This window comes from Collinsella sp. CLA-AA-H167 (assembly GCF_040095305.1).
Taxonomy (GTDB): domain Bacteria; phylum Actinomycetota; class Coriobacteriia; order Coriobacteriales; family Coriobacteriaceae; genus Collinsella.
In genome coordinates this window covers 79786-103948 of the sequence record NZ_JBBNGA010000009.1, presented here as the reverse complement: position 1 = coordinate 103948, position 24163 = coordinate 79786, and the positions used below count along the sequence as shown (strand labels likewise).

Annotated in this window: 20 protein-coding genes and 1 riboswitch; of the genes, 1 reads left to right on the top strand and 19 read right to left on the bottom strand. The window is 60.8% G+C overall.

Annotated elements, in window-relative coordinates; genetic code table 11:
* Positions 1 to 715: 715 nt before the first annotated feature.
* The 12 genes from AAAT03_RS07020 to AAAT03_RS06965 form a co-directional block, all read right to left on the bottom strand.
* On the bottom strand, positions 716 to 1999 hold the full coding sequence (locus AAAT03_RS07020; protein ID WP_117745772.1) for an aminotransferase class III-fold pyridoxal phosphate-dependent enzyme: 1284 nt from the start codon (positions 1997 to 1999) through the stop codon (positions 716 to 718).
* A 69-nt stretch (positions 2000 to 2068) separates the two neighbouring features.
* A complete protein-coding gene (gene argB / locus AAAT03_RS07015) occupies positions 2069 to 3049 on the bottom strand; it encodes an acetylglutamate kinase (protein WP_117648252.1) in 981 nt (326 codons plus the stop codon).
* A gap of 81 nt (positions 3050 to 3130) precedes the next feature.
* Complete coding sequence (gene argJ, locus AAAT03_RS07010; RefSeq protein WP_349102956.1) at positions 3131 to 4399, bottom strand: bifunctional glutamate N-acetyltransferase/amino-acid acetyltransferase ArgJ; 1269 nt, start codon at positions 4397 to 4399, stop codon at positions 3131 to 3133.
* 134 nt (positions 4400 to 4533) lie between these two features.
* Positions 4534 to 5604 (bottom strand): N-acetyl-gamma-glutamyl-phosphate reductase, encoded by a 1071-nt coding sequence (gene argC, locus AAAT03_RS07005; RefSeq protein ID WP_117774044.1) that lies wholly within the window; start codon positions 5602 to 5604, stop codon positions 4534 to 4536.
* 257 nt (positions 5605 to 5861) lie between these two features.
* Positions 5862 to 6272: a pyridoxamine 5'-phosphate oxidase family protein gene (locus AAAT03_RS07000; RefSeq protein ID WP_117637582.1), complete on the bottom strand. Its 411-nt coding sequence runs from the start codon at positions 6270 to 6272 to the stop codon at positions 5862 to 5864.
* A 51-nt stretch (positions 6273 to 6323) separates the two neighbouring features.
* Complete coding sequence (locus AAAT03_RS06995; protein WP_117563813.1) at positions 6324 to 6770, bottom strand: pyridoxamine 5'-phosphate oxidase family protein; 447 nt, start codon at positions 6768 to 6770, stop codon at positions 6324 to 6326.
* Between the two features lie 30 nt (positions 6771 to 6800).
* A complete protein-coding gene (locus AAAT03_RS06990; protein WP_117563814.1) occupies positions 6801 to 7601 on the bottom strand; it encodes an energy-coupling factor transporter transmembrane component T in 801 nt (266 codons plus the stop codon).
* Positions 7601 to 9505 (bottom strand): energy-coupling factor transporter ATPase, encoded by a 1905-nt coding sequence (locus AAAT03_RS06985; protein ID WP_349102955.1) that lies wholly within the window; start codon positions 9503 to 9505, stop codon positions 7601 to 7603. The genes AAAT03_RS06990 and AAAT03_RS06985 overlap by 1 nt, the downstream gene beginning before the upstream one ends.
* Positions 9502 to 10092 carry an ECF transporter S component gene (locus tag AAAT03_RS06980; protein ID WP_346971746.1) on the bottom strand — a complete coding sequence of 197 codons (591 nt, stop codon included), beginning with the start codon at positions 10090 to 10092 and terminating at the stop codon, positions 9502 to 9504. Before AAAT03_RS06980 ends, AAAT03_RS06985 begins: the two co-directional genes overlap by 4 nt.
* Before the next feature lie 5 nt (positions 10093 to 10097).
* Positions 10098 to 10290, bottom strand: a riboswitch (FMN riboswitch).
* Positions 10291 to 10766: 476 nt separating this feature from the next.
* Complete coding sequence (groL, locus tag AAAT03_RS06975) at positions 10767 to 12404, bottom strand: chaperonin GroEL (protein ID WP_022094352.1); 1638 nt, start codon at positions 12402 to 12404, stop codon at positions 10767 to 10769.
* Between the two features lie 98 nt (positions 12405 to 12502).
* Entirely contained in the window at positions 12503 to 12796 is a 294-nt protein-coding gene (gene groES / locus AAAT03_RS06970) for a co-chaperone GroES (RefSeq protein ID WP_022094351.1), read from the bottom strand.
* Between the two features lie 378 nt (positions 12797 to 13174).
* Positions 13175 to 14812, bottom strand: a complete 1638-nt coding sequence (locus tag AAAT03_RS06965) for an amidohydrolase (RefSeq protein WP_349102954.1) — start codon at positions 14810 to 14812, stop codon at positions 13175 to 13177.
* A gap of 168 nt (positions 14813 to 14980) precedes the next feature.
* Here AAAT03_RS06965 and AAAT03_RS06960 point away from each other — a divergent pair, with 168 nt between their 5' ends.
* Positions 14981 to 16444: a M20 family metallopeptidase gene (locus tag AAAT03_RS06960; protein WP_349102953.1), complete on the top strand. Its 1464-nt coding sequence runs from the start codon at positions 14981 to 14983 to the stop codon at positions 16442 to 16444.
* A 140-nt stretch (positions 16445 to 16584) separates the two neighbouring features.
* Here the strand turns inward: AAAT03_RS06960 and AAAT03_RS06955 are convergent, their stop codons facing one another.
* The 7 genes from AAAT03_RS06955 to AAAT03_RS06925 all read right to left on the bottom strand — a co-directional run bounded on the left by AAAT03_RS06955 (position 16585) and on the right by AAAT03_RS06925 (position 24056).
* Complete coding sequence (locus AAAT03_RS06955; protein WP_349102952.1) at positions 16585 to 17877, bottom strand: zinc-ribbon domain-containing protein; 1293 nt, start codon at positions 17875 to 17877, stop codon at positions 16585 to 16587.
* 150 nt (positions 17878 to 18027) lie between these two features.
* Positions 18028 to 19050: a YitT family protein gene (locus tag AAAT03_RS06950; protein ID WP_349102951.1), complete on the bottom strand. Its 1023-nt coding sequence runs from the start codon at positions 19048 to 19050 to the stop codon at positions 18028 to 18030.
* 206 nt (positions 19051 to 19256) lie between these two features.
* Positions 19257 to 19772: an Asp23/Gls24 family envelope stress response protein gene (locus AAAT03_RS06945; RefSeq protein WP_055251999.1), complete on the bottom strand. Its 516-nt coding sequence runs from the start codon at positions 19770 to 19772 to the stop codon at positions 19257 to 19259.
* Between the two features lie 44 nt (positions 19773 to 19816).
* Complete coding sequence (locus AAAT03_RS06940) at positions 19817 to 20194, bottom strand: DUF2273 domain-containing protein (RefSeq protein ID WP_117806079.1); 378 nt, start codon at positions 20192 to 20194, stop codon at positions 19817 to 19819.
* The gene (locus AAAT03_RS06935) at positions 20187 to 20732 is read right to left on the bottom strand and encodes a hypothetical protein (protein WP_349102950.1); all 546 of its coding nucleotides are present in this window, start codon (positions 20730 to 20732) and stop codon (positions 20187 to 20189) included. The genes AAAT03_RS06940 and AAAT03_RS06935 overlap by 8 nt, the downstream gene beginning before the upstream one ends.
* A gap of 166 nt (positions 20733 to 20898) precedes the next feature.
* Positions 20899 to 21705 carry a YebC/PmpR family DNA-binding transcriptional regulator gene (locus AAAT03_RS06930; protein WP_055251993.1) on the bottom strand — a complete coding sequence of 269 codons (807 nt, stop codon included), beginning with the start codon at positions 21703 to 21705 and terminating at the stop codon, positions 20899 to 20901.
* A gap of 167 nt (positions 21706 to 21872) precedes the next feature.
* Complete coding sequence (locus AAAT03_RS06925) at positions 21873 to 24056, bottom strand: DUF6020 family protein (RefSeq protein ID WP_349102949.1); 2184 nt, start codon at positions 24054 to 24056, stop codon at positions 21873 to 21875.
* Between the last annotated feature and the right edge of the window lie 107 nt (positions 24057 to 24163).

Sequence of the window (24163 nt, the reverse complement as noted above, 5' to 3'; positions counted from 1 at the left end):
GAGCTGAGGAAACGCGAAGCGTTTTCCAGCGCAGCACGCGAGGGCCGTAGGCCCGAAGCGAAAGCGGGCGGCGTCAGCCGCACGCGACATCCCTCATCGCCCACCACTGATTTGATAGGCTCCCAGCTATGGGGGCCTTTCTTTTTTGGGCCCAGCGCATGGGATTCGAACCCGAAAGGGTGCGGAGCTGAGGAAACGCGAAGCGTTTTCCAGCGCAGCACGCGAGGGCCGTAGGCCCGAAGCGAAAGCGGGCGGCGTCAGCCGCACGCGACATCCCTCATCGCCCACCACTGATTTGATAGGCTCCCAGCAATGGGAGCCTTTCTTTTTTGGGCCCAGCGCATGGGATTCGAACCCGCCAGCACATCTGTCACAAAGGCCGTGGCCAAATAATGGCAAAAATGAGTACTGCTACTTTGCTTGCAACATATAAACAGATAGTGTTTGCTTAGGTTACGCAACATATGTCCATTATAAGGACTAACAGTCAGATCAAAATCGTGTATTCATCGCCATTTCGACTTGCCATCTGGCCTTATTAGTCCAAAATTGCTGCTACCAAATCGGTAACAGTACTCATATTTGATGTTTTTTGACCAGCAGGTCTCCCTGCCTTAGCAAATCTAAGGCAAAACGGGCTCCAGACCGCTGAATCATGCCGCATAGGGCACGTCCGCAGTCCGGAACTCGGTCCAAATTGAGTTATTGCGCCGCGTTAGCCCAAAACACCCGACAGGATCTCGATCAGACTGTCCACGTCGGCTTCCTCGCAGACGAGTGGCGGCAGGAAACGCAGCGTATGCGCACCCGTAGCGTTGATCACGGCACCGGCGGCCAGCGCGCGGGCAACAACACCATGCGCGTCGCCCGCGGCATCATCCAAATCACAGCCGAGCATCAAGCCGCGACCACGTACCTCGGTCACGTGCGGCAGCTTGGCGAGCTTTGCCTCCATATAGGCACCCACCTTGGCAGCATGCTCGGCATAATCGCCACGCACAAGCGCGGAGAGCGTCGCGGCACACGCCGCGATGGCCAAGCAGCTACCGCCAAAGGTCGAGCCGTGGTCGCCCGGCTTAAACACGTCGGCAATCTCCTTCTTCGCCACGACGGCACCCATGGGCACGCCATCAGCAATGCCCTTGGCAAGGCTCATGATGTCGGGCTCCACGCCATAGGTCTGGAACGCAAACGGCTTGCCGGAGCGGAAGATGCCGCACTGGACCTCGTCGGCGATAAGCACGGCGCCCACTTCGTGTGCCAGGTCGCGCGCCGTAGCCATAAACTCCTCGGTCATGGGATGCACACCGCTCTCACCCTGGATCGGCTCGAGCATCACGGCACAAATTTCGCTCCCCAGCTGCTTAAAGATCGCACGCAGCTCATCCACATCGTTGGGCGTGCAGGCCACAAAGCCACCCGGCAGCGGGCGGAAGCTGTCCTGCAGCCAATCCTGCATGGTGGCGGCAATGGTCTCGAGCGTACGGCCGTGGAAGCCGCCGCGCATGCACACGATGGTGTTGCCGCCATTACCGGCACGCTTGGCGTACAGGCGCGCGAGCTTCATCGAGCCCTCGTTGGCCTCGGCGCCAGAGTTGGCAAAGAAGGTCTCCCAAACCTGCTCATCCGCAGCCGGGGCACCAAGAGCAGCTGCCGTGGTCTCATCGCCGGCGGCAATGGCATCGGCAAGCACGCGCGCACCATCTACGTCGTCGTTAGCAAGCTTGGACAGCAGCGCCGCGACCTGTCCGCGCTGCTCAATGTAGAAGTAATTGGAGACATGCATGAGCTTTTTGGTCTGTGCCTCGAGCGCCGAGAGCACAGCCGGGTCGCCATGACCTAGGCTGCACACGCCGATGCCGGCAAGAAAGTCGAGGTACTCACGGCCATCGTCGCCGGTGAGCTTCATGCCGTGACCCTCGACAAACTCGACCGGAGAGCGGCCAAAGGTATGCATAACGTAATGGGATTCAAGCGATTGCTGAGCTGCAAGTGACATGGGATGCCTTTCGTTGAGCGCCGGACGGCGCAGGCCTATGGGTGTAGGAATGGGGCGGCTGAGGGTCAGCTAGACCGTCTGAAGCTTCTCGACCTCGTCAAGATTCTCGGTCAGACGCGCAGCAAACGTCGAAAGCGGATGCGGATGCGTATCGAACTCGTAAGCCGTCTCGGTGGAATGGATCACGGTACCGACGCCGGCATCGGTCAGCAGCTCCAGCAGCAGCGAATGCGGCGTGGTGCCGTTGATGATGTGAGCGCGAAATACGCCGCCGGCAAGCGCATCGACGGCCGCGCGCAGCTTGGGAATCATGCCCTTATCGACCTCGCCGCCGTAGAGCATTTCGTTAACCTCGTCGAGTGTTAGGTTGGAGATGAGTGAGTCTTTATCGCTAAAGTCCTTGTACAGGCCGTCGACGTCGGTCAAAAAGATCGCCTTGTGCGCGTGGAGCGCTGCCGCAACGGCACCGGCGGCGGTATCGGCGTTGATGTTGAAGAAACCGCCGTCCTCCCCCGCCGCGACGGTAGCGATAACGGGGATGTACTCGCTATCGAGTAAGCGCTCGATATAGTCGGTGTTAACGTGCGTCACTTTGCCCACGCGACCGAGCTCGGGGTCGAGCGGCTCGGCGATGAGCGTGCCAGCATCGCTGCCCGACACGCCCACGGCCAGGTTGCCGTGGTGGTTGATGGCGGCAACCAGCTCCTGGTTAACCTTGCCGCCCAGCACCTCGCGCACGATATCCATAGTCGCCGGCGTGGTCACGCGCTGGCCGTTCTTAAACTCGACGGGGATGTCGTAGTGGCTCAGCGCCTCGTTGATGGCCTTGCCGCCACCGTGCACGATAACAGGGCGCATGCCGATGATCTTGAGCAGCACGATGTCGCTCATCACGTCGCGGCGCAGCTGCTCATCAACCATGGCGGCTCCGCCATATTTGATAACAACCGTCTTACCGGTCAGGTTCTTAATCCACGGCAGCGCTTCGAACAGCAGCTGCGCGGTTGCTTCGTTGGATTCGTTCGAACGACAATCGCGTGCGAATTTCATAATCTGCCTCGTCTTTCGTATCGTTATCGCGCCGTGCTCCGCTGTCCGCAATCGCGGCAAGATGCGCAGCGTGCCTGGAATCTAGGAACGGTAGTCGCCGTTAATGGAGATGTACTCATGCGTGAGGTCGCAGGTCCACACGGTCGTTGCCGCGTCGCCTGCGCCCAGGTCGGCCGAGATCACGATCTCGGGCGCCTCGAAACGTCGTAGAGCCTCGTCCTCGTCAAAGGGAACAGTCAGACCATCGCGACAGACAGGCATGCCCATCATGTCGATGGAAACGTCTTCCTGATTAAACTTCACGCCGCACTTGCCAAGCGCCATAGCAACGCGGCCCCAGTTGCAGTCGTGGCCGGCGATGCAGGTCTTAACGAGCGGCGAGTTAGCAACGGCACGGGCGGCGATATCGGCCTCCTCGTCGTTGGCGGCGCCGGTAACGTTGACCGTAACAAGCTTGGATGCGCCCTCACCATCGGCGGCGATATTGCGCGCCAGGCTCTCGCACACCTCGTGCACGGTAAATGCCAACTCGTCAAAGGCATCGGAGCCCTCGACGATAGGCTCGGCATCTGCGGCAGCGGCGCCGGAGGCAAGCATGATGCAGGTGTCGTTGGTCGAGGTGTCGGAATCGACCGTTACCTTGTTAAAGGTCTGCTTGACGGTCGAGAGCAGCAGGGCATGAAGTGCCGCAGGCTCGACGGGGGCATCGGTGGTGATAACTGCGATCATGGTGGCCATATTGGGCATGATCATGCCCGAGCCCTTGCACATTCCGCCTACCGTATAGACATTGCCCGCATGACCCGCAGCCTCACTGACGTAGGATACGGCGTACTCCTTGGAGTGCGTGTCGGTCGTCATGATGGCGCGAGCGGCATCGGCGCCACCGTGGGCGGAGAGCGCCTCGTAGGCAGCAGGAATGGCGGTCTCAAACGTGTCGATCGGCAGAATCTGGCCAATCACACCCGTGGAGGCAACCAGAATCTGCTGGGGCTCGCAGCCGATGACCTGCGATGCGATGCTGCACGTCTCGCGCGCGCAGGCAAGGCCGGTCTCACCCGTGGCGGCGTTGGCATTGCCAGAGTTGATTGAAACGCCGGCGATGATGCCATAGCCCTTGCCCACACCGCCCAGGTTGGCGCGGCTCACCTGCACAGGCGCTGCGCAAAAGCGATTGGTCGTAAACACGCCGGCACCGGGACAGGGTTTATCGGGCACGACGAGCGCGTAATCCAAGCGCTCGGGATTCTTGCGAAAACCCGCATGAATACCCGCGGCCTTAAAGCCGGCCGCTACCGTAATGCCACCCTCGACGGCACGAATCTTGATATCGAACTGCTCTGTATTCATCGTCCTTACGACTCCTTATATCAAACAAAAAACGGACATCGGTTGGTGCGCCATGCCAGTCGTGATCATGAGACCAGCTTAAGAGTGGCGCCCCACTCGATGCCCGACTACCAAATCGTTAACAATCGAATGTGCTACACCGGGCACGCCACTGTGGGCAAGCCTCGTCGCTCGTCAAAGCCAAAGACGATATTGGCGCATTGGACTGCTTGGCCCGCAGCGCCCTTGCACAGATTGTCGATGGCGCCCGTCGCCACCAGCACGCCCGCGCGCTTGTTGAGCGCGAGGCCAATCTGGGCGGCGTTGGTGCCGACGACCGAAGCCGTCTTGGGCTGCTGGCCGGCGTCGAGCACGCGCACAAAGGTGCGTCCAGCGTAGAACTGCTTGTAATAGTCGACAACATCCTCAAGAGCCAACGTGTCGAGAGCCTGCGGCGCGAGCGGCAGCGTCACCGTGGAGAGCAGACCACGCTTGAGCGGTGCCAGGTGCGGGGTAAAGACGACGCGATCGGTCAGGCCCAAGATCTGCTCGATTTCGGGCGTGTGGCGATGCTTGCCCACGCCGTATGCTTCCAAATTCTCGTCGGCGCTGCAAAAATGCGTACGAGCGTTGCAGGACTTGCCGGCACCCGTCACACCGCTGATGGCATCGACAATCACGGGGCCGTTCTCGGCCACCCAGCCCGCGCGCACGGCGGGCGCGGCGGCAAGGCTCGTTGCGGTGGGATAGCAACCGGCGCAGGCGACCAGCACGGGTTTGCCGTCGGCATGGTCGGATGCGGCGGTCTCCAAGTCCTGGCAGAACAGCTCGGGCAGACCGAAGGCACGGGTCTTGAGCAGCTCGGGGCTCGTATGCTCGGCGGCATACCAAGCCTCAAAAACGGACGCGTCGTTCAGACGGTAGTCGGCCGAAAGATCAAAGCAGGAGACGCCCGATGCAAGCAGCGCGGGCACCTGTGCCATGGCAGCCGTGTGCGGCACGGCCAAAAAGACCGCGTCGCAGTTCTTGAGCTCAGGGGCATCATGCGTCGTAAAGACAAGATCGCTTACGCCGGTGAAGCTCGGGTGCACCGCAGACAACGGCTGGCCGGCATCGGCGTTGGACGTAATGGCAGCAAGTTCAAACTCGGGATGACCGAGGACGAGGCGAATGAGCTCGGCTCCGGCATATCCAGCCGCGCCGACGATTCCAACCTTCAAAGACATATCAGACTCCTTGTCTGCGATTTATGCACCGATGCGCATTTCGCAGCGGTCGTTATGAAGTGAGTTGAAACTTTAGCACCAAAAGATGCATTAATACGTAAATGGCTTGCATATTCATGCATTGAAACATTCCCGACACATTCGCTTGAAGGAATTGACAAATGGAGCGGGCCCCGTATTGACCGGCGCTCCTAACGGCGCCGGGCAATACGGGGCCCGCCCATGCGAAAACCAAGTTGTTAGGATGAGCCAGCTGGCTAGAGCTCGACCGGCACCCATTCGTCGTGATTGCAGATAAAAGCCTCGGGATCCTCGACGCTAAAGAAGACGAGCGTGGGGTCGTTAGGCCCCTCATAGTGCTCGCCCAGGCGCTCTAGATGCTTCCACCCAGCTTCGCGCATTTCGCCTAAAGCCCGGTCATCCAAGCCGGCACGCCCGCGCAAGATGAGCCAGCCATGGCCCGGCCACCAACTCGTGGCCTCAAAGCGCTGGTTTTGCAGCAGCTCTTGCCACACATCTTTGGTGCGCGCTGTTACAAACCACAGCTTGCCATCCTGGATCTGCGCAAACGAAAACGGACGCACATGAGGCTGTCCGTCAACGCTCGTCGCCAAATACCATGCCGGCACCGACGTCAGATACTCCAACACCGTATTCAATCCGTCCATGTGTCCTCCTGGCGCTAGCTAATTCGGAACGGGTAGTTAATTTGAGACGCTCTAGAGCTCCAGGCGCTCCTCGCTGCCGTCGATATCACAGAAGCGCGCGGCAATGTTGCGGACCGAAAAGAAAGCAAGGCGGCCGTCGTTGGCACTCTCGTGTTCCTCGCCGATGCCCACCATGTGCTTAAAACCCGCTTGACGCACCTTGTCGCTCGCAACCGCGTCGTCCTCAAGTGCGGCCTCGCCGGTCAACACGATCCAACATTCCCCCGGCTTCCAGCCCGAGAGCTCAAACTTGGGATTCGCACTCAGCTCCGCCCACACATCCTTGTCGCGCGACGTGCAAAACCACAGCTTACCGTCATCGACCATGGCAAACGAAAACGGCCTCACGCGAGGCTGATGCCCGTCGGTCACATCGGTCGTGGCCAGATACCACGCCGGAATGCGCCTGAGATACGAACAGGCGCGCTCAAGCTGAGCCGTGCGGTCGTTGTCGGTCATAGGGACCCCTTTCTTGCGCTCGAATCGCGCCTAAACAAGTTGAAGGTTGACGACGATGACACACGCAAACAGCAGCATCGTCACAACCGCAGCCAGCGCATCCCCGCGGCGAAATGCAAGCGCATGCAGACGCGTGCGGCCCTGCTCGCCGTGATAGCAGCGTGCATCCATGGCGGCAGACAACGTCTCGGCATGACGGAACACGCCCGTGAACAGTGGAATCGCCACACTGCCGAGCATACGCACGCCGCCGAGCGGGCCACCCGTTACGCGTGCACCGCGGCTTGCCTGCGCGTCCGCCGTCTGCTTCATCTCGGTGGCAAACTGCGGCATAAAGCGCAACGCGATGCCCATGATCATGCCGAGCTCATGCGCAGGGAGCCCCACGCGCGCAAACGGTGCGAGCAGACGCTCAAAGCCCGCGGTGAGGTCGAGCGTAGGCGTGGTGAGCGTAATGGCGCTCATGCCGGCCATCATCAGGGTCAGGCGACACGCCATAAAGGCGGCAGAACGCAGTGAGCCCTCGCTTATCTGCAGAAAGCCGAGCTGCCACAGGATGCGCCCACTCTGATCGGTAAACAAGTTGAGCACCGCGACCACGACGACGATTGCCAGCAGCGGCGCCATCGACGACAGAACGCGACGAGCCGGCACCCGGGACACGGCATAGATCAGCACGACGAAAATTGCGACAGGAGCCAGTCCGCGGAAGCCGCCGACGGTCAGCGTCGTGATTAAAAACACAAAGCCCAGGAGCAGCTTGGTGCGCGGATCCAGGCGATGGATCGCACTATCGCTCGGATAGTAGCTGCCAAACGAAAACGCCTCCATTAGCAGCCCTCCTCTCGCGCGACCGTCTTGGATTTAGCAATGTCCGCGACGTTAGAAGGACCGTCTGAGCGACCGATCAGCAAATCTGCCAGCTCGTCGGCCAGCGACTCAACCGTATAGAGCCCGCTGCAACGCAGCGGCACGCCCGCCTCCGCGAGCGCCAACGCCATGCGCTGGGCGGCGGGAACGCCCAAGCCGATCGACTTGAGCTCATCGGCATGTGCAAACACCTGCGCGGGGGTTCCCTCGGCAAACACCGCACCTTCGTTCATCACGACGATGCGGTCGCAGCAGTTGGCCAGGTCATCCATACTATGCGAAACCATGACAACGGTCAGGCCATCGCGGTGAAGTCGATCGATAAGCTCAAGGAAATCCCTGCGCGCAGCCGGATCGAGCCCCGCCATGGGTTCATCGAGCACCAGGACTTCGGGCTCCATGGCGAGCACACCGGCGAATGCCACACGCCGTTGCTGACCGCCCGAAAGCTCAAAGGGACTCTTGTCGCCGACCGTGGAAAGGTCGAGGCCCACGCGCGAGAGCGACGACTCGACGCGACGGTCGACTTCATCTTGCGGCAAGCCAAGGTTGTGCGGGCCAAACGCCACGTCCTGCGTCACGGTTTCGGCAAACAGCTGACGCTCGGGATATTGAAACACCACGCCGACCTTGGCCTTAACCGCAGCGGCATCTTTCTTGTTTGCCAGGTCGAGCCCCAGCGCGCGAACGAATCCCTCCTGGGGGCGAATCAAACCGTTGAGATGCTGGACCAGCGTCGACTTACCCGAACCGGTATGACCTGCTAAGCCCAGGAACTCGCCGCGACGCACCGTCAGCGATACATCGCGCAGCGCCCACGGGCTGCTAGGGTCGTTGCCCCAGAGGGTCTGTTTGTTCGATTTGCCCGCAGTGACCGAGCGCTTATGCCAGCGGCGGCGCTCGCGCGGACTGAGCGAATAACTGTACGAAACATGGGATAGCTCGATGACGGGCTCCGACGCGTTGCCCTCGTTGTCTACCGGAACAGTGCCGTCAGCGATTTCCAACTGGGATGCGGAAGACTGTCCCGCGGTGCCTGCCCCACTTCGCTCGGCATAAGCCTGCGCAATCTCAGCGACCATATCCGCCTCACGCACCTGTGCGCAAACGGATACGCCCTTCTCACGAAGTGCCCTACCTAGACAGCACGACGCCGGCATATCCAAGTTGAGCTGCGCAAGTTCGTCCGCTCGCGTCAAGATTTCCTCGGGCGTACCGAGCATGGCAACGCGCCCCGCCCGAAACACCGCGACACGATCGGCCTCGGCGGCCTCTTCCATAAAGTGCGTAATCATCACGATGGTCATGCCACGATCATGCAACGCGCGGCAAGCCTTCATGAGGCCCTTGCGTCCACGCGGATCGAGCATCGAGGACGCCTCATCCAAGATGAGCACGCGCGGCTCCATGGCGAGCACGCCGGCAAGCGCCACGCGCTGCTTTTGGCCACCCGAGAGTGCATGGGTCTCGTGGCGCTCAAAGCCCACCAGACCCACGGCCTTCAGCGCCTCGCGCACGCGCGGTGCGGTCTGGGCCGATTCGACCCCTAAGTTCTCGGGACCAAACGCAACGTCGTCCTCGACAAGCGTCGCCACAAGCTGGTCGTCGGGATTCTGGAACACCATGCCAGCAGTCGAGCGGATGTCGTAGACCAGCTCGGGATCGGACGCGTCCATGCCGTTGACGCACACCGTTCCCGCATCGGGCTGTAGCAGCGCATTCAGGTGCTTGGCAAACGTCGACTTGCCCGACCCATTACCACCGAGGATGCAGAAAAACTCGCCATCCTCGATGTTTAGATCGACGCCGTCGAGTGCCGGCACGGCACCGTCATAGCTAAAGGAAACGCCCCGACACTCAATCATGCGCGGCCTTTGACCTGGTCCTTTTTAGGCGTGATGAGGTTGGAGACCACTTTATACACCGCCAGTGTCAACACCGAGTTAAGCACGGTCTTGATAAGGTTGAACGGCAGCACGGCAGGAATCATGAGCGGTGCGATCACATCGACCGAGCCATACCAGAACCATACGCCAATGGTCAGGTTCGCGACCATAGACAACGCCGTAGCGGCAATGACGCCGAGCGCCAGGCCAATCACAGCACCCTTATAGGTATGCATCTTCTGGTACACGATAGCCGCGGGGAGAATATAGCCCAGCGTAGCCACCAGGTTCATAAGCGCGCCGACCCAGTCACCCGTGGTGAGCGCATGGATAACGATCGCCATAGCGGCAACGGCAGTGCCGGCACCAGGGCCGTACGCAAATCCACACACCATCGCCGGCACCAGCGACGGGTCATACGTCAAAAACGGCGCCGAAGGAAGGATAGGCAGCTGCACGTACATAAACAGGGCGCCCAAGGCACACATCAGCGCCATGGTAACGAGCTGTTTGGTGCTCCACCTATTCGTGTTCTCAAAATGGATATGCTGCGACTGTTCAGACATAAGATCACCTGCCTCTTTCATCCGGACTCTAACCGTTGGTACTGGGATCTCACCAGTTCAGCCGGTATGCGAACCAACGCACACACGGGTCGCGGACTCATCGGCACGAACGCAGGCACCTCGCCTACGCCACGGCACCCCTTTGGCACCGCCCGATTTACCGCCAGTGGGGAATTCCACCCCGCCCTGAAACAGCACTTGCAAGTGTAGCACGAGCAGGTTTTCACGCAAGTATGCCGAGGGTAATTTATGGCGGGGGAAACGCTCTAGAAATGCAGCCGGGACAGAGCAGCGCGACAATAACGTACCCGCCCATCCCAAAGTGCTGCGCTTTTCGCGGCAAAGCCGCGAAACAGCAAAAGGGAAAAGCCACCGCAACAACCACGTTCCCCATCCATCCCAAAGTAGCGCGCCTTTCGCGCAAAGCGCGAAACAGCGAAGGGGACACGTATCCCTATCGACCACGTCCTTCTCCGCCCGCCGACCTCAAGGCCGTAAACGCAGGGAATCCGGGGGCGTGACGGGGGCTTCCCTCCGGAACATTCCGCAGGACGCAAAGAGGCTCCGCAGCGCGAAGCGCGATGCGGAGCCTCTTTGCATGTCCGAGGACGTTCCGGAGGGAAGCCCCCGTCACGCCCCCGGATTCCCGGTGGGAGTTCTAGACCTTGTCGGCCTTAGTACATACCGCCGCCCTGCTGACCAGCGGTGGCAGCAGCGATAGCGTCCTCAAGCTGAGTATTCTTGGGCACATCGGAGACGGTGGCCTCGGTGATGAGGATCAGGCTGGCGACAGAAGCAGCGTTCTGCAGGGTGACGCGGCTGACCTTGACGGGGTCGAGGACGCCCATCTCGATCATGTCGCCCCACTCGCCGTTGGCAGAGTTGAGACCCTGGCCGGCGGGCAGCTCGGCAACCTTGTCGACCACGACAGCGCCCTCAAAGCCAGCGTTCTTGGCAATGGTAGCGACCGGAGCGGTCAGAGCCTTCTTGACGATGTCGACGCCGATCTTCTCCTCGGGGTCGTCGAGCTCAACAGCGTCGAGCGCAGGAGCAGCGTCCATGAAGGCGACGCCGCCGCCGGCGACAATGCCCTCCTCGACAGCAGCGCGAGTTGCCTGCAGGGCGTCCTCGACGCGGTGCTTGATCTCCTTGAGCTCGGACTCGGTAGCAGCGCCGACCTTGATGACGGCAACGCCACCGGAGAGCTTGGCCAGGCGCTCCTGGAGCTTCTCACGGTCGAAGTCAGAGGTGGTGTTCTCCATCTCACCCTTGATCTGAGCGATACGAGCGTCGATGGCCTCCTTGGAGCCAGCACCACCGACGACGACGGTGTTGTCCTTGGAGATGGTGACGGACTTAGCGGTACCGAGCATATCTGCGGTGATGTCAGCGACCTTCACGCCCAGCTCGTCCAGGGCAGCCTGGCCGCCGGTGAGGACGGCGATGTCCTCGAGGATGCGCTTGCGGCGATCGCCGTAGCCCGGGGCCTTGACGGCGCAGACGTTGAGGGCGCCACGGATCTTGTTGAGGACGAGGGTCGGCAGAGCCTCGCCATCGATGTCCTCAGCGATGATGAGCAGGCCACGGCCAGCGCGCTGGACAGCCTCGAGAACAGGCATGATGTCCTGGACGCTGGAGATCTTCTGGTCGGTGATGAGGATGTACGGATCCTTCATCACGGCCTCCATGCGGTCGTTATCCGTGACGAAGTAAGCGGAGACGTAGCCCTTGTCGAACTGCATGCCCTCGACGGTGTCGATGGTGATGTCGAACGTCTGGGAATCCTCGACGGTGATGACGCCGTCCTTGCCCACGACCTCCATGGCCTCGGCGATCTTCTCGCCGACCTCGGGGTCACCGGCGGAGATGGTACCGACGGAAGCAATCTGCTCCTTGGTCTCGACCGGCTTGGCCTGCTTCTTCATCTCGGCGACGGCGGCGTTGACGGCCTTGTCGATGCCGCGACGGATGGCCAGCGGGTTGGCGCCAGCGGCGACGTTGCGCAGACCGTCGTTGACGATGGCTTGAGCGAGCAGGGTTGCGGTGGTGGTGCCGTCACCCACGGTGTCGTTGGTCTTGGTGGCGACCTCCTTCACCAGCTGAGCGCCCATGTTCTCGATGTTGTCCTCGAGCTCGATCTCCTTGGCGACAGAAACGCCGTCGTTGGTGATGGTCGGAGCACCGAACGTGCGCTGCAGCGCAACGTAGCGGCCCTTGGGGCCCATGGTGACGGTAACGGCGTCGGCCAGAGTGTTGACGCCCTTGGCAAGCTTAGCGCGGGCATCGGTGTTGAACGTAATGTTCTTTGCCATGGTAGGTAATCCTCCAAAAGAAACGTGACTCGCGCCGCCGCACCGAGTCATTTGCGGCGGACGCGTTCAAAGACGAATCGTGCGATTCCGGTTGAAGCCTAGGCCTCGACGACGGCGTAGATGTCGTCGGCGCGCATCAGCAGATACTTCTCGCCGTCGACCTTGACCTCGTTGCCACCGAACTTACCGTAGATGACAACGTCGCCGACCTTGACGTCCATGGGGATGCGCTCACCCTTGTCGTTGACCTTGCCGGCGCCAACGGCAACGATGGTGCCGCGCTGCGGCTTCTCCTGAGCGTTGCTGGCGATATACAGACCAGAAGCGGTCTTCTGCTCGGCCTCGTCGGGCTTGACCAGAACACGATCTGCAAGCGGCTTCAAAGACGACATGCTTGTCTCCTCCTTTTTGGGTTGCGCGGTTATGCCGCGCGCACTAACCCTTTTGTTTGCGTACGCGTTGAATGGTACCCACGAATGGCGGGTTATACAACACGGAGTCAAAAAATCTTATTTTTTGGCACTTAGATTTTCTGAATGCCGGGGGATAACTTGTGCGCGGCCCCCGTGTGGCTCCGGAGGGGCGGGGCATAAGGTTTCCTGCTCGGGCAGTCCTGCTCGCACGAAGGCCACATTAAGTGGCCTTCGGCTCGTGCGGAACTCGCGATAAACCTTATGCCCCGCCCCTCCGGAGCCACACGGGGGCTGAGTAAATAATTCGGGCCCGGCATTCGGAAAAGTCAGTGCAGCAAAATGGCGATGCGGATGGGGTTAGCGCTCGTAGATTACGTTACCTGCCAGGTAGGTGGCCTGAACTTTGGTGGCTTGGAGTTCTTGGGGGTCGATGGTGAGTGGGTTTTGGTCTAGGACTACCAGGTCGGCGTATTTACCGGGCTCCAGGCTGCCGAGATTTTGCTCGTCACCTGCTGCATAGGCGCTGCCCAGGGTGTAGTTGCGCAGGGCCGTTGCCGCGTCGATACGCTCGCTCGGTAACCAGCCGCCCTCGGGCCAGTGGCTGCGGGGGTCTTGGCGCGTGATAGCCGTGTAGAGCACGTTCATGCTGGTAACGGCCGTGATGGGGCTATCGGTGCCGAAGGCCTGGCGGATGCCGCGCTGCTTATAGGTCGCGAACGGCCACATGATGCGGCTGCGTTCCGGGCCCAGGTCGCGCTCCGGGCCACCCGGGTCGAGCGTGATGTGGCAGGGCTGGCTCGAGGCAATGACGTTGAGCTTGCGCAGACGATCGATGTCCTCGGGCAGCAGATTCTCCAAATGCTCAAGCGTATTATGGCCGTGCTGGGGCAAGCCGTAGAGCTCTGCCGCCTCCTCAAAGATATCGAGCGCAGCATGGATGGCACCATCGCCGATAACGTGGATGCGCACGGTATGGTCACGCTCGGCTGCCGCCAAAACCAACTTGCGCATACGCTCGACAGGGACCGTCAGGCGGCCCTGGTCGCCCGGGAAGCGCGGGTTGGTATAGGGCTCAGTGAGGTATGCGGTATGCTCGCTCGACACGCCGTCGAAGAACTGTTTAAAGCCTGGCGCCGAGAGCAGCGCGTTGTTCGCGTAGCGGGTCTGGAGTTCTTCCAAGCGCGATTGGTCATCCAGCAGCGTGGGAAATAGATGGGCGCGGATGCCCAGCTTGCCGGCGGCCTGCAGCTTGTCGTAAACATCGTCGCGAATAAAGTCGCAGCCCGGCATGGGCATGAGCGACATATCGCAGATTGAGGTGATGCCTTGCTCGGCCATACGCTTCATCTGGTCGGCGTAAGCGCTCGCGATGCGGTCCTCGCCCAGCCACTCCAGGCAGCGCGGCAGCAGCTGCATAGCAGCTGCCTCGTGGACGATACCCGTAAGCTCACCGTTTGAGTCTTTGTCGTAACTACCGCCCGCTGGCGGCTCGCTGTCACGCGTGACGCCGAGGGCTTCGAGTGCGCGGCTGTTGAGCCACAGCGTGTGCCCGTCGCCCGAATACATAACGCAGGGGCGATCGGGGAATGCCGCATCGAGCGACGCCTTGGTAGGATGCTCGGGCGGGTCCCAACGGTAGTCGCGCCAGCCCTGAGTCACAACCCAAGCGTCGTCGGGCAGGTCCTGGGAAAACTCGAGCGCGTGTTGCACCAGCGCCGCCTCGGACGTGCCCATATCCATGAGCATGTACGGCGAGGAGCCGACCGAGGTATGGAAGAAGTGCAGATGAGCGTCATGGAAACCTGGGCAGACAAACTGCTCGCCGTAGTCGATAACCGGCGTGGCGGCAGGCGCGGCGGCAATCACGTCATCGGGCGCACCGACTGCGACGATACGGTCGCCTGCGATGGCAATCGCCAGCTCGCGGGCGGTATCGATGCCGTCTTGCGCGGTAAAGACGTTCTTGGAGCGGATAATCCGATCGATATGTTGCATGGGCATCCCCATCTCTGGCAGGAAATTCAACACCCCCGAGTGTACTCCCCCGCCCTTGTAACAAAACCCCAAGCGGCAAACGGCAACTTTACCAGCCCTAGCGGCAGGTGGCATACTGGAGAGAGCCTGTACGATTTTGCGATCAACCCAGCAAGGAGCAAATCGACCATGACGAAGACCAAGGCACAGCAGATTATGGCGGCGACCGAGGCTCGCGCGGCTGACGACGTCACCGCAGCCATCAAAGATATCGCTACCGAGTTTGAACCCTATATCATCAAGCAGCGCCGGCACTTCCATAAGCACCCGGAGCTGAGCCTTGCCGAGGAGCGCACGACCTCCGACATCGCCAACCAGCTCGACGCCATGAATATCCCCTACGAGCGTCCGCTCAAGACCGGCTTGGTGGCAACGCTTCGCGGTACCGCGTCGGATGCCTACCACGAGGACGGCACGCCGCGCCGCCGTATCCTGCTGCGCGCGGATATCGACGCCCTGCCCGTCACCGAGCAGACCGGCGAGGAGTTTGCCAGCGTCAACGAGGGCTGCATGCACGCCTGCGGCCACGACTGCCACATCGCCATGATGCTCGGCACGCTGCAAATCCTGCGCCATATGACCGACGACATCCACGGCGAAGTCCGCATCGTGTTCCAGCCCAGCGAGGAAAACGGCCAGGGCGCCAAGCTCATGATCGGCACGGGCGTGCTCGACGGCGTCGATGGCGCCTACGCCGCGCACATCTGGAGTGAGGTCGACGCCGGCACCGTGAGCTGCGAGCCCGGACCGCGCATGGCCAATACCGACTGGTTCCGCATCGACGTCCGCGGCACCTCGTGCCACGGCGCCATGCCCCAGCGCGGTCACGACGCCGTTATGGTTGCCGCCGAGATCGTCAACGCTCTGCAGACCATCGTTTCGCGCGAGATCAGTCCCTACGAGCCGGCCGTCATTACCGTCGGCGAGCTGCACGGCGGCACCGCGCGCAACGTTATCGCCGGCACGGCCTACCTCGCCGGCACGGTGCGCACCTACGGAGATTCGACCCACGAGGAAATGCCGGAGCTCATGCGCCGCATCGTGGAGCATACCGCGGCCGCCTTGGGCGCCGAGGCAGAGCTCACCGACTACACCATCGCCAATTACAAGGTCGAAAACGATGCCGCCTCGAGCGAGCGTTGTCGTCAGGCCGTGGTCAAGTGCCTGGGTGCAGCCGGCGAAGGCCATTATCGCGGCACACTTTCGGGCGAGGATTTTTCGGAGTACCTGCGCCGTGTACCGGGCGTGCTCGCCTTTGTAGGTACGCGCAACCCCAAGATTGGCGCCACGTACGCCCAACATTCCTGCTTCTACAAGATCGACGAGGCTGTGCTGGCAAAGGGCTCCATGGTGGCCGCCCAGTATGCCATCGACTTTTTGGCCGAGCCCACGCAAGAGGAGCTCGACGGCCCCGCGATCACCGCGGTCGCCGAAACCAACCCCGACCTGGCCGCCAAGTTGCGCTCTGCCAAGGCAACGACCGCCGAGGCTCGCGACGCCATCCATGACGCCCGCACGGCACGCCATGCCGCGATCAAGGGCATCCACGATGCACGTGCCGCCGCTCGCCGCGAGGAGAAGCGCGGCGAGTAGTCGATTCGCGGCCATCTCGCAGTCATAGCCACATCGCGATATCAAAGCGGGGGCGGACGTTTCGACACGTCCGCCCCCGCTCATTTGTCAAGCGCTATTTCTACCGTTTCTACCCCGTCCCCAAATGGCAGGCGGCAGGGCTACTCGTCCTGCGGGTCCTCGTCGGAGCTTGGTGCAGGCTCGGGCTCGGGCTCCGGTTCCGGCATGGGCTCGGGCTCAGGCGCAGGCTCGGGCTCGGGCGCGGGCTCAGGCTCAGGCACGGGCTCGGGCTCGGGCTCGGGCGCAGGCGCCGGCGCCGCAGCGGAATCGGATACGGGCGCTGCGTCGGCGCTAAAACCAGCCGGAGCAGACTTCTTCTCAAACGGCAGCACAAAAGTCAGGACGTCGTCCTTGTCCTCGTCGGCCCACTCGCTTGCGTAGCGTGCAACCCAATAGCCAACGGCGCGATGCTTGAGCATGTTGCCAAAGACCGTGAGGAATACCGTGACAAACGCCGTCAGCACCAAGAACAATACGAGCGTGATGCCACCGCCGGTAACAAGCGCCTCAATAGCCGTAGGACGGTAGTAGTAGCTATACATACCGACAGAGGCAATGGTGCCAAAGACGAACGTCAGGATCCAGGTGACAACGTTGGCGACCAGGCCCGTCAAAAACTCGGGAAGGAACGAAGCGCAGAACAGCTTGGTCTTATTGTTCTTAAAGGCCGCCCAGACCTTATCGAGCGAAAACGCGCTCTCGACGCGGCCGGTCACCGCAAAGTGCATCACGGCGATGTCGGCGAACATGGTAAAGAAGACGCCCAGGACCGCCGCGGCAATCATAGCCAGAACAAACAGGCCCAGCGAACCGATCAGCGCGGCCTCGAGCGCATAAGAGCCGTAATATGAATACGAACCCGCGGCACCAATTACCACGCTCTCCACCAGCGAAAGCGCCACACCGATAACGGGAATGGCAGCGATAACCTTGAGCACGCCCGAGATAACACCCGAAAAGACGCCCAGACCAAACGACGTGGAGCGCATCAGCGGACGATCCATGCCGTCATCGACCTTAAGCGACAGGTCGCGGCCCCATTCGATGCCAAAGCCAGAACCGCACGCGCTTGCCACACAGGCAGCCAAAAAGCCGATGGCAGCCGCGATACCGCCGATAACGGGAATGAACAGCACGAGCACTGACACGACACAGATGAGCGCCGGCAAAAAGGCGATCTGGCACACGCGCTGCAGCACGCCCGGCGTCTTGGTCATGTCCTCAAACGCCTGAGCCACACAGCCCTTGGACGCATTCGCCACGGGCGGTTGCGGAACAAACTGCTGGGGCTGACCCTGAGGGGCAGAGGCTGCGGCACCGACATTGGGGGCACCACACGCACCACAGAACTTATCGTTGTCGCCCATGGGGGCACCACACTGCGAACAGAACATCGAGATCATCCCTTCGTATCTTGAGCGAATCATCTGGATCGCAAACGATGTCTTTGGCATCATTATCACCCAATGTGGGGACAAATACTCCAACATGACGCATTTGCAATGCGCAGGGCGCTATTCGATTGTTTGATGAGCTCGACCGCGTTAGTTCGTTCCGCGGAAACCCTTGCCAACGATCTCGGAGCTGTCGACGATCGTGATAAAGGCGCCAGGGTCAATCTCGCGGGTATAGCGGCGCAGTTGCACGGCCTCGCGACGGCTCAGCACGCTCATGATCACCGTGACGCACTTGCCCGAGAAGGCGCCGTAGCCACGGCTGATCGTTGCTGTGCGGTTGAGATGCTTGACGATAAACTCCTCGACCTTAAGGGGCTCGGAGCAAATGACCGTGCAGACTTTGCGCAGGTGAATGCTCTCGATGGCCTTGTCGACCACAAGCGTCTTGGCAAACAGGCCGAGCACGCAATACAGACCGACGCGCGGACCGTACAAGAAGGCCGCGATGGTCACGATGCCGATATCGACCAACAGCAGGGCGCGGCCAATCTCGAGCGTCGTGCGACGTTTGAGGATCATGGCGAGAATGTCCGTGCCGCCCGTCGAGGCGCCGATGTCAAAGACGATGGCGCTGCCGAGCGCCGGCAGAATCACGGCAAAGCATAGGTCGAGCCACATATCGCCCGTCATCGAAACATCGGTCGGAATAAAGAGCTCAAACAGCGAAACATAGGCGGACAGCGCAAACGAGGCAAAGACGCTCCACAGGATGGCTTTGCGCTCCAAAAAGATAAAGCCCAAAACGACCAGGACCGCATTGATAATCCACATAAAAACGCCGACGGGCAGGGTCGGGAACAGCGTGGACAGAATGACCGACACGCCCGAGGTGCCGCCAAAAGCAAAGTGATTAGGGGTTTTAAACGCGACGATGGCAAAGGCCGTGAGGATCAGGCCCAAATTGAGCTCGGCAAAAAAGCGCGGAAAGCCCGGCTCCTGGCTGCGCTTGCGACCAGCGCGCTCGCCCCGCTCGATAACATCGCGATCGACCACGCGCTCCATCGGCACTACGGGAGGACGATGCACCTCCTCGGCAGCACGCGACGCCGCCTCTGCCGCAGCGGCCTCAATTGCCCATGCCTTGCTTTCTGTTTCGTGCTCGTCGGCCATTACGGCAACCCCTCGTTAACAATTTGGAAACAATGCGCCCATTAGAGTAACGCGGAACGTGGGGATTGCAACCCTTAGTTAGACGAGCGGTATGACTATATCGGGAGCGTACAAAAACGGCCGGCCACGCTTTTGCTTGCGCGGTCGGCCGTTTAATGTTTTCGCAGATAAAACCTGCCAAAACAAACCTGTCCCTTTTTGGAAGGTTATTCGTGCTGGCTGGTGCGGTGCTCGTACTCCTCGGGGGTGATGACATCCTCGATGCGCAGGTTGACGCCCGCCACCTCAAGGCCAGTCATCGCGGCAAGGCGCTCGGTGACACGTGCCTTGACATCGTCGAAGATCGCGGGCGCATAGGCGCCGTACTCGATGATGACGGAGATGTTGACGACCACGCGATTGTCATCGGTGACCTCGACCGTCACGCCCTTGGTCAGATTCTCGGCACCAAACTGCTCCTGCACAAAGTGCATGAGGTTACCCTTCATGCCCAGAACGTGCGGAACCTCGCGAGTGGCCATGGCAACGATCTTCTCGATCACGCCGTTGGAATAGGTCAGCGAGTCCTCGGACTCGTCTGCTTCCTCGTCGTCCTCATCCGTATCGGACTCGGCCTCGACGAGAGCTTCGTCCTCGAGCGTCACATCCTCAGCTTCGGCGACGACCGCCTCGTTCTCCTCGAGCTCGGTATCGGCTACATCGACCTTCGTATTAAAAGCCATGGTTCCTCCTTATGCCTGCCGCGGATGCGACAGTCGAATACATATTAGCGGCCGCTAAACAAACGGCCGAAGAAGTTGACGATCCCGTTCTCGCCGTCGCGAATTTGGCCGATCACAGCGCCGATCAGCACGAAGAATGCAATGACGAGCGTGTCCCACAGGCCCAACGTGAGCACCAACACGGCGAGGATAAAGCCGGCGACGGCGCCGAGTGTGGTGTTGGGATGACGCACCGCATAGCTCCAGATGGCAGCGCCCGTACCCTTGATGAGACCCACAGCCTCGTCAAAATCCGCGGCTGCCGCTTCTTGTAACTCGGTTGCCTCTGCTTTGGAATCAACAGGTTCGCTCGCCGGCGTGGCGCTCTGGTCAATCGTCAGGCGCGGCGTACGAGCGGTCTTATCTTGATTGGTATCACTCACCGGAAACCTCCACGGTCTGGACGGTAGTCTTGGACGGCAAAAAACGGACACGCGCGGTCGTACCCGGCGTGCCGAGCATGGTGTCGCAGGCCTTCTCGATGCGCTGCTGCATCGAGGTGGCAAGAGCGGCAACGTCCTTATCATCGAGCGCGATGGCCTCGACCTTAAAACGGACGTGCGAATCGTCGGGGCCTTGGACGCGGGCCTCGACATGCTCGACCATCACGCGGTCGTCACGCTCGGCAGCAGCCCTGGCGCACGAAGAAAGCGCCGCAAGGGTAACCTCGATATTGCGCTCCCCCGCCGGATGCACGCAGGACGGTTCGCGACGGGCGAACATCAGGCGGAAAAAGCTTACCAGCACGCCGATCGCCACGACGCCGGCGCACGCCTTGACGACGATGCGCGGCATGGGGTCGCGCATCAGCAGCATAAAGCGATACGTATACGGCCCCCAAAACTGGCAGACAAGCGTACCCAGCGCCACGATGGTGGCGGCAAGATACACGATCGCTAGGGCTCGTTTGAGTACGCGCACGCGGCGCTCCCTTCAAATCTCGGCTCTCGAAATGCAAAACGGTTCGCATCATTATAAAAGAGCCGGGTCCGGTGCTCTACGCACGCGGATCCGGCTCATCTATTCCACGAGGCTTGCATGCTTGCTTCATTATGCCCAGATATGCACGGCTTAACCCGTGCGAGCGCTACTCCTCCTCGAGGGCAGCGATGACCTCGTCGGTCATGTCCATGGTGCTGTAAACATCCTGGACGTCGTCGAGCTCCTCAAGACGGTCGATGAGGCGCTGGACCTTCTTGGCGTCGGTACCAGAGACCTCGGTCGGGGTGGTCGGGACCATGGTGGTCTCGGAACCCTTGACCTGGACGCCCTGCTCCTCGAGCGCCTTGGAGACAGCCATGACGTCGTTGGCAGCAGTCCAGACGATCCACTCCTCGCCGGCATCCTCGTAGTCCTCGCCACCGGCCTCGGCGATGGCCATCATGAACTCATCCTCGTCACCGGCAGCACCGTTGGCGATCATGGTCTCCTTCTTGGCGTTCTCGTCCAGGATCTCCTTGGCGACGACGATCTGGCCCTTGCGCTCAAACTGGAAGGCGACGGAGCCGGAGGTGCCCAGGTTGCCACCAGCGTGGGAGAAGGCGGAACGGACATCAGCGGCGGTACGGTTGCGGTTGTCGGTCAGGCAGTCGACGTAGACGGCGACACCGGCGGGACCGTAGCCCTCGTACACGATGTTCTCGTAGACGGCGGCGTCAGCACCCGAACCAAAAGCCTTGTCGATAGCGGACTTGATCTTGTCCTTAGGCATGGACTGAGCCTTGGCCTTGGCAACGGCAGCGGCGAGGCTGGCGTTGTTCTCGGGCAGCGGGTCACCGCCGAGACGGGCAGCAACGGTGATGTTGCGGCTGAGCTTGGAGAAGAGGGCGGAACGCTTGGCGTCCTGCGCGCCCTTACGATGCTTGGTTGTGGCCCACTTAGAGTGTCCGGACATACGTGTCTCCTATCGGTTTCGACCTAAAGCCCAGCGCAGATGCTCGGGCAATATAAACAAACGTCGTTATGATATACCTACTGGCCTTCAAGATAAACCCCAAAATGAAGGCGTCGTGATGATGGCCCCTTTGGTGCAGCAAAGAAACCTGACCCCAATGCACCAGGTTAGAACCAGAGGAAGTCACTGCGGGTGACGGTGGCGCCGATGGCGAAGGGCATGCAGGCGATGACCGGATACAGGTAGCGCATGTAGGTCGAGCCGTTGCACGGACCAATCAGGCACACGGCGAGCACGCCCAACAGCGGCACCCAGATCGCCAGCGCACGCCATGAATGACGACGCAGCAGGTAGACCACCACGGCGATCATAATCCACACATAGGTGGCCGAGCTCATGGTGAGCGAAATAAACGGGATGCGCTGCACCGCCACACGGTACAGATTGATCAGGTGGTCGCACCAGCGCACCACGTTGCTGTCAACCGGATGGAAGTCGAAGTACTTGAGGTTGTCGGGACGCGCCATGATCTCGGCACTACGCGCCGTGCTGTAGACCCAGGCATCGCGCGCGCTCGGATAAAAGTAGCCGTAATAGTTATTGATGAGCGCCGAGATATAGCACTCGGGATCCTTTTTGAACATCTGCGCCCAGACCTCAAAATAGGCCTTGATGTCCTCCTGCGAGGCGTACTCGTTAAAGCAATTTTTGACGGAGTCCGACTTATCCGGGTTGTAACGGCGGCCCAGATTCTCGTACTTGAGCACCCGGTCGATCACGGCGCGCTCCTCGTCGGTCACCAAACCGTCGCAAGGAGCCTCCACGATGGTGCCGTCCTCCTTTACCGTGGGGTTGACGCCCGAGTTGAGGCCGTCGTGCTTTTGGACGAAACGAGCCGTCTGTTGGAACGGAATCGAGAGGATTTCGCGCTTGGAACCAGGCGTGATGTCGTGCGCCGGCATAAAGACCTTGGTGAAGTACATATTAGAGGCAAGGCAGAGTGCGAGCACCGCGAGGACGCCAACCCAGCGGAAGCGCGGCGTGGCGCATGAGACCGCGGTGCCCGTCTGCTTAGCCGCACGACGGGCGACATGTACATCCCATGCGCAAAACGCCGCCGCAATCACGCAGGCCGCCAACGGAAAGACCAGACCGCCATTGCGCAAAAACGTGGAACCCATGGCAGCCAGCGCAAGCAACAGCCAGTCGTGGCGCGCAAAGAGCACGGGCCTCTGTTCGCCCGCACGCTCGGCATTGGCATCACGACGGGGCAAGCCACATGCCACGAGCTTGACGGTCTGTACCAGCAGCACCAAAAACGCGTCGGCAAAGAGCACGTCTTTGGTGAGCAACGCCGCGTAGTTGGAGAACATCGGCATAAACGCAAAGAACAGCAGGATCGTACCGCGAACCGGCAGGCTCACGCCCAGTTTGCGCAGCGACGAAATGGAATAGGCCATGCAGGCAGCCGTGATGACAAATTGAGCGCAGGTATAGATGATGAGGCCCGCGTTAGCGCTGTTGAACAGCGAAAGTCCCAGTTGAACGCACGAGCCGATAATGGCCGTGTGCACTACGGGATGGTGCCCGTTGAGCAGCACGTTGGGGTTGAGCAGGCGCAGGTAGTCGCTCGTGCCATTGGGATAGTTGAACCACTGGCGAATCTGCGCACCCGTATCTCCCATAAAAAGGCCGGGCAGCGAAGCGATGAGCGTGGGCGCCCAGGCGATCATAAGCACCAGGAAGGGCCCGGCAAAGGGATGGACCGAGAGCACGGCGTGAGCCACACGCCATACGCGGCCAAAGTGCGCTTCGGAAAACGGAATGCGCCGAGAGCTCAGCCAATCCAGGCACTCAAAAGCCAGATAGAAGGCCACGATCGCTAGGAGCATCCAGCCCGCGCCGCCAATCCAGGCGCAGATGATGCGGGCCTTGTCGCCAAGAACAATCTCGGCCGAGTCGATAAGGTCGTAGCTGCGGCCGAACACCATGCAGATGGCGAAAAACAGCGACGGCAGAATAATCGATGGGCGCCAGGTGTCGCCACGGCCAAAGAACACGTAGCGAAACGGCAGCGTGAGCAGGCAGGCAAGCGCAAGCAGCATGACCGCGTCGGTATGGCCGGCAAACGAGAGGAGCACCTCGTAGCACACGTACAGCATGCCCGAGGCTTTGGGGTCAATCGCCAAGACTGCGTTGCTCGACACCGGGGCGGGATCGATGGAAAACGCCGTGGTCGCCAACAGCGCGAGCAGAAATGCGATGAGCGTCTGCTTGGCGGGGTAGCGCTTAAACCAGACGATGCGGGCAGCGTCGCGCGCAGCCGTTGTGGAGAGATCGGAATCCTTCACAGTCCAAAGAGCCTTTCTAGAAACCTACCAAAAAGGGACAGGTTTATTTTGGCAGGTTTTATCTGGGGAAACGTTACGGTTCTGTCATCATTGCCCAGCAAACCACC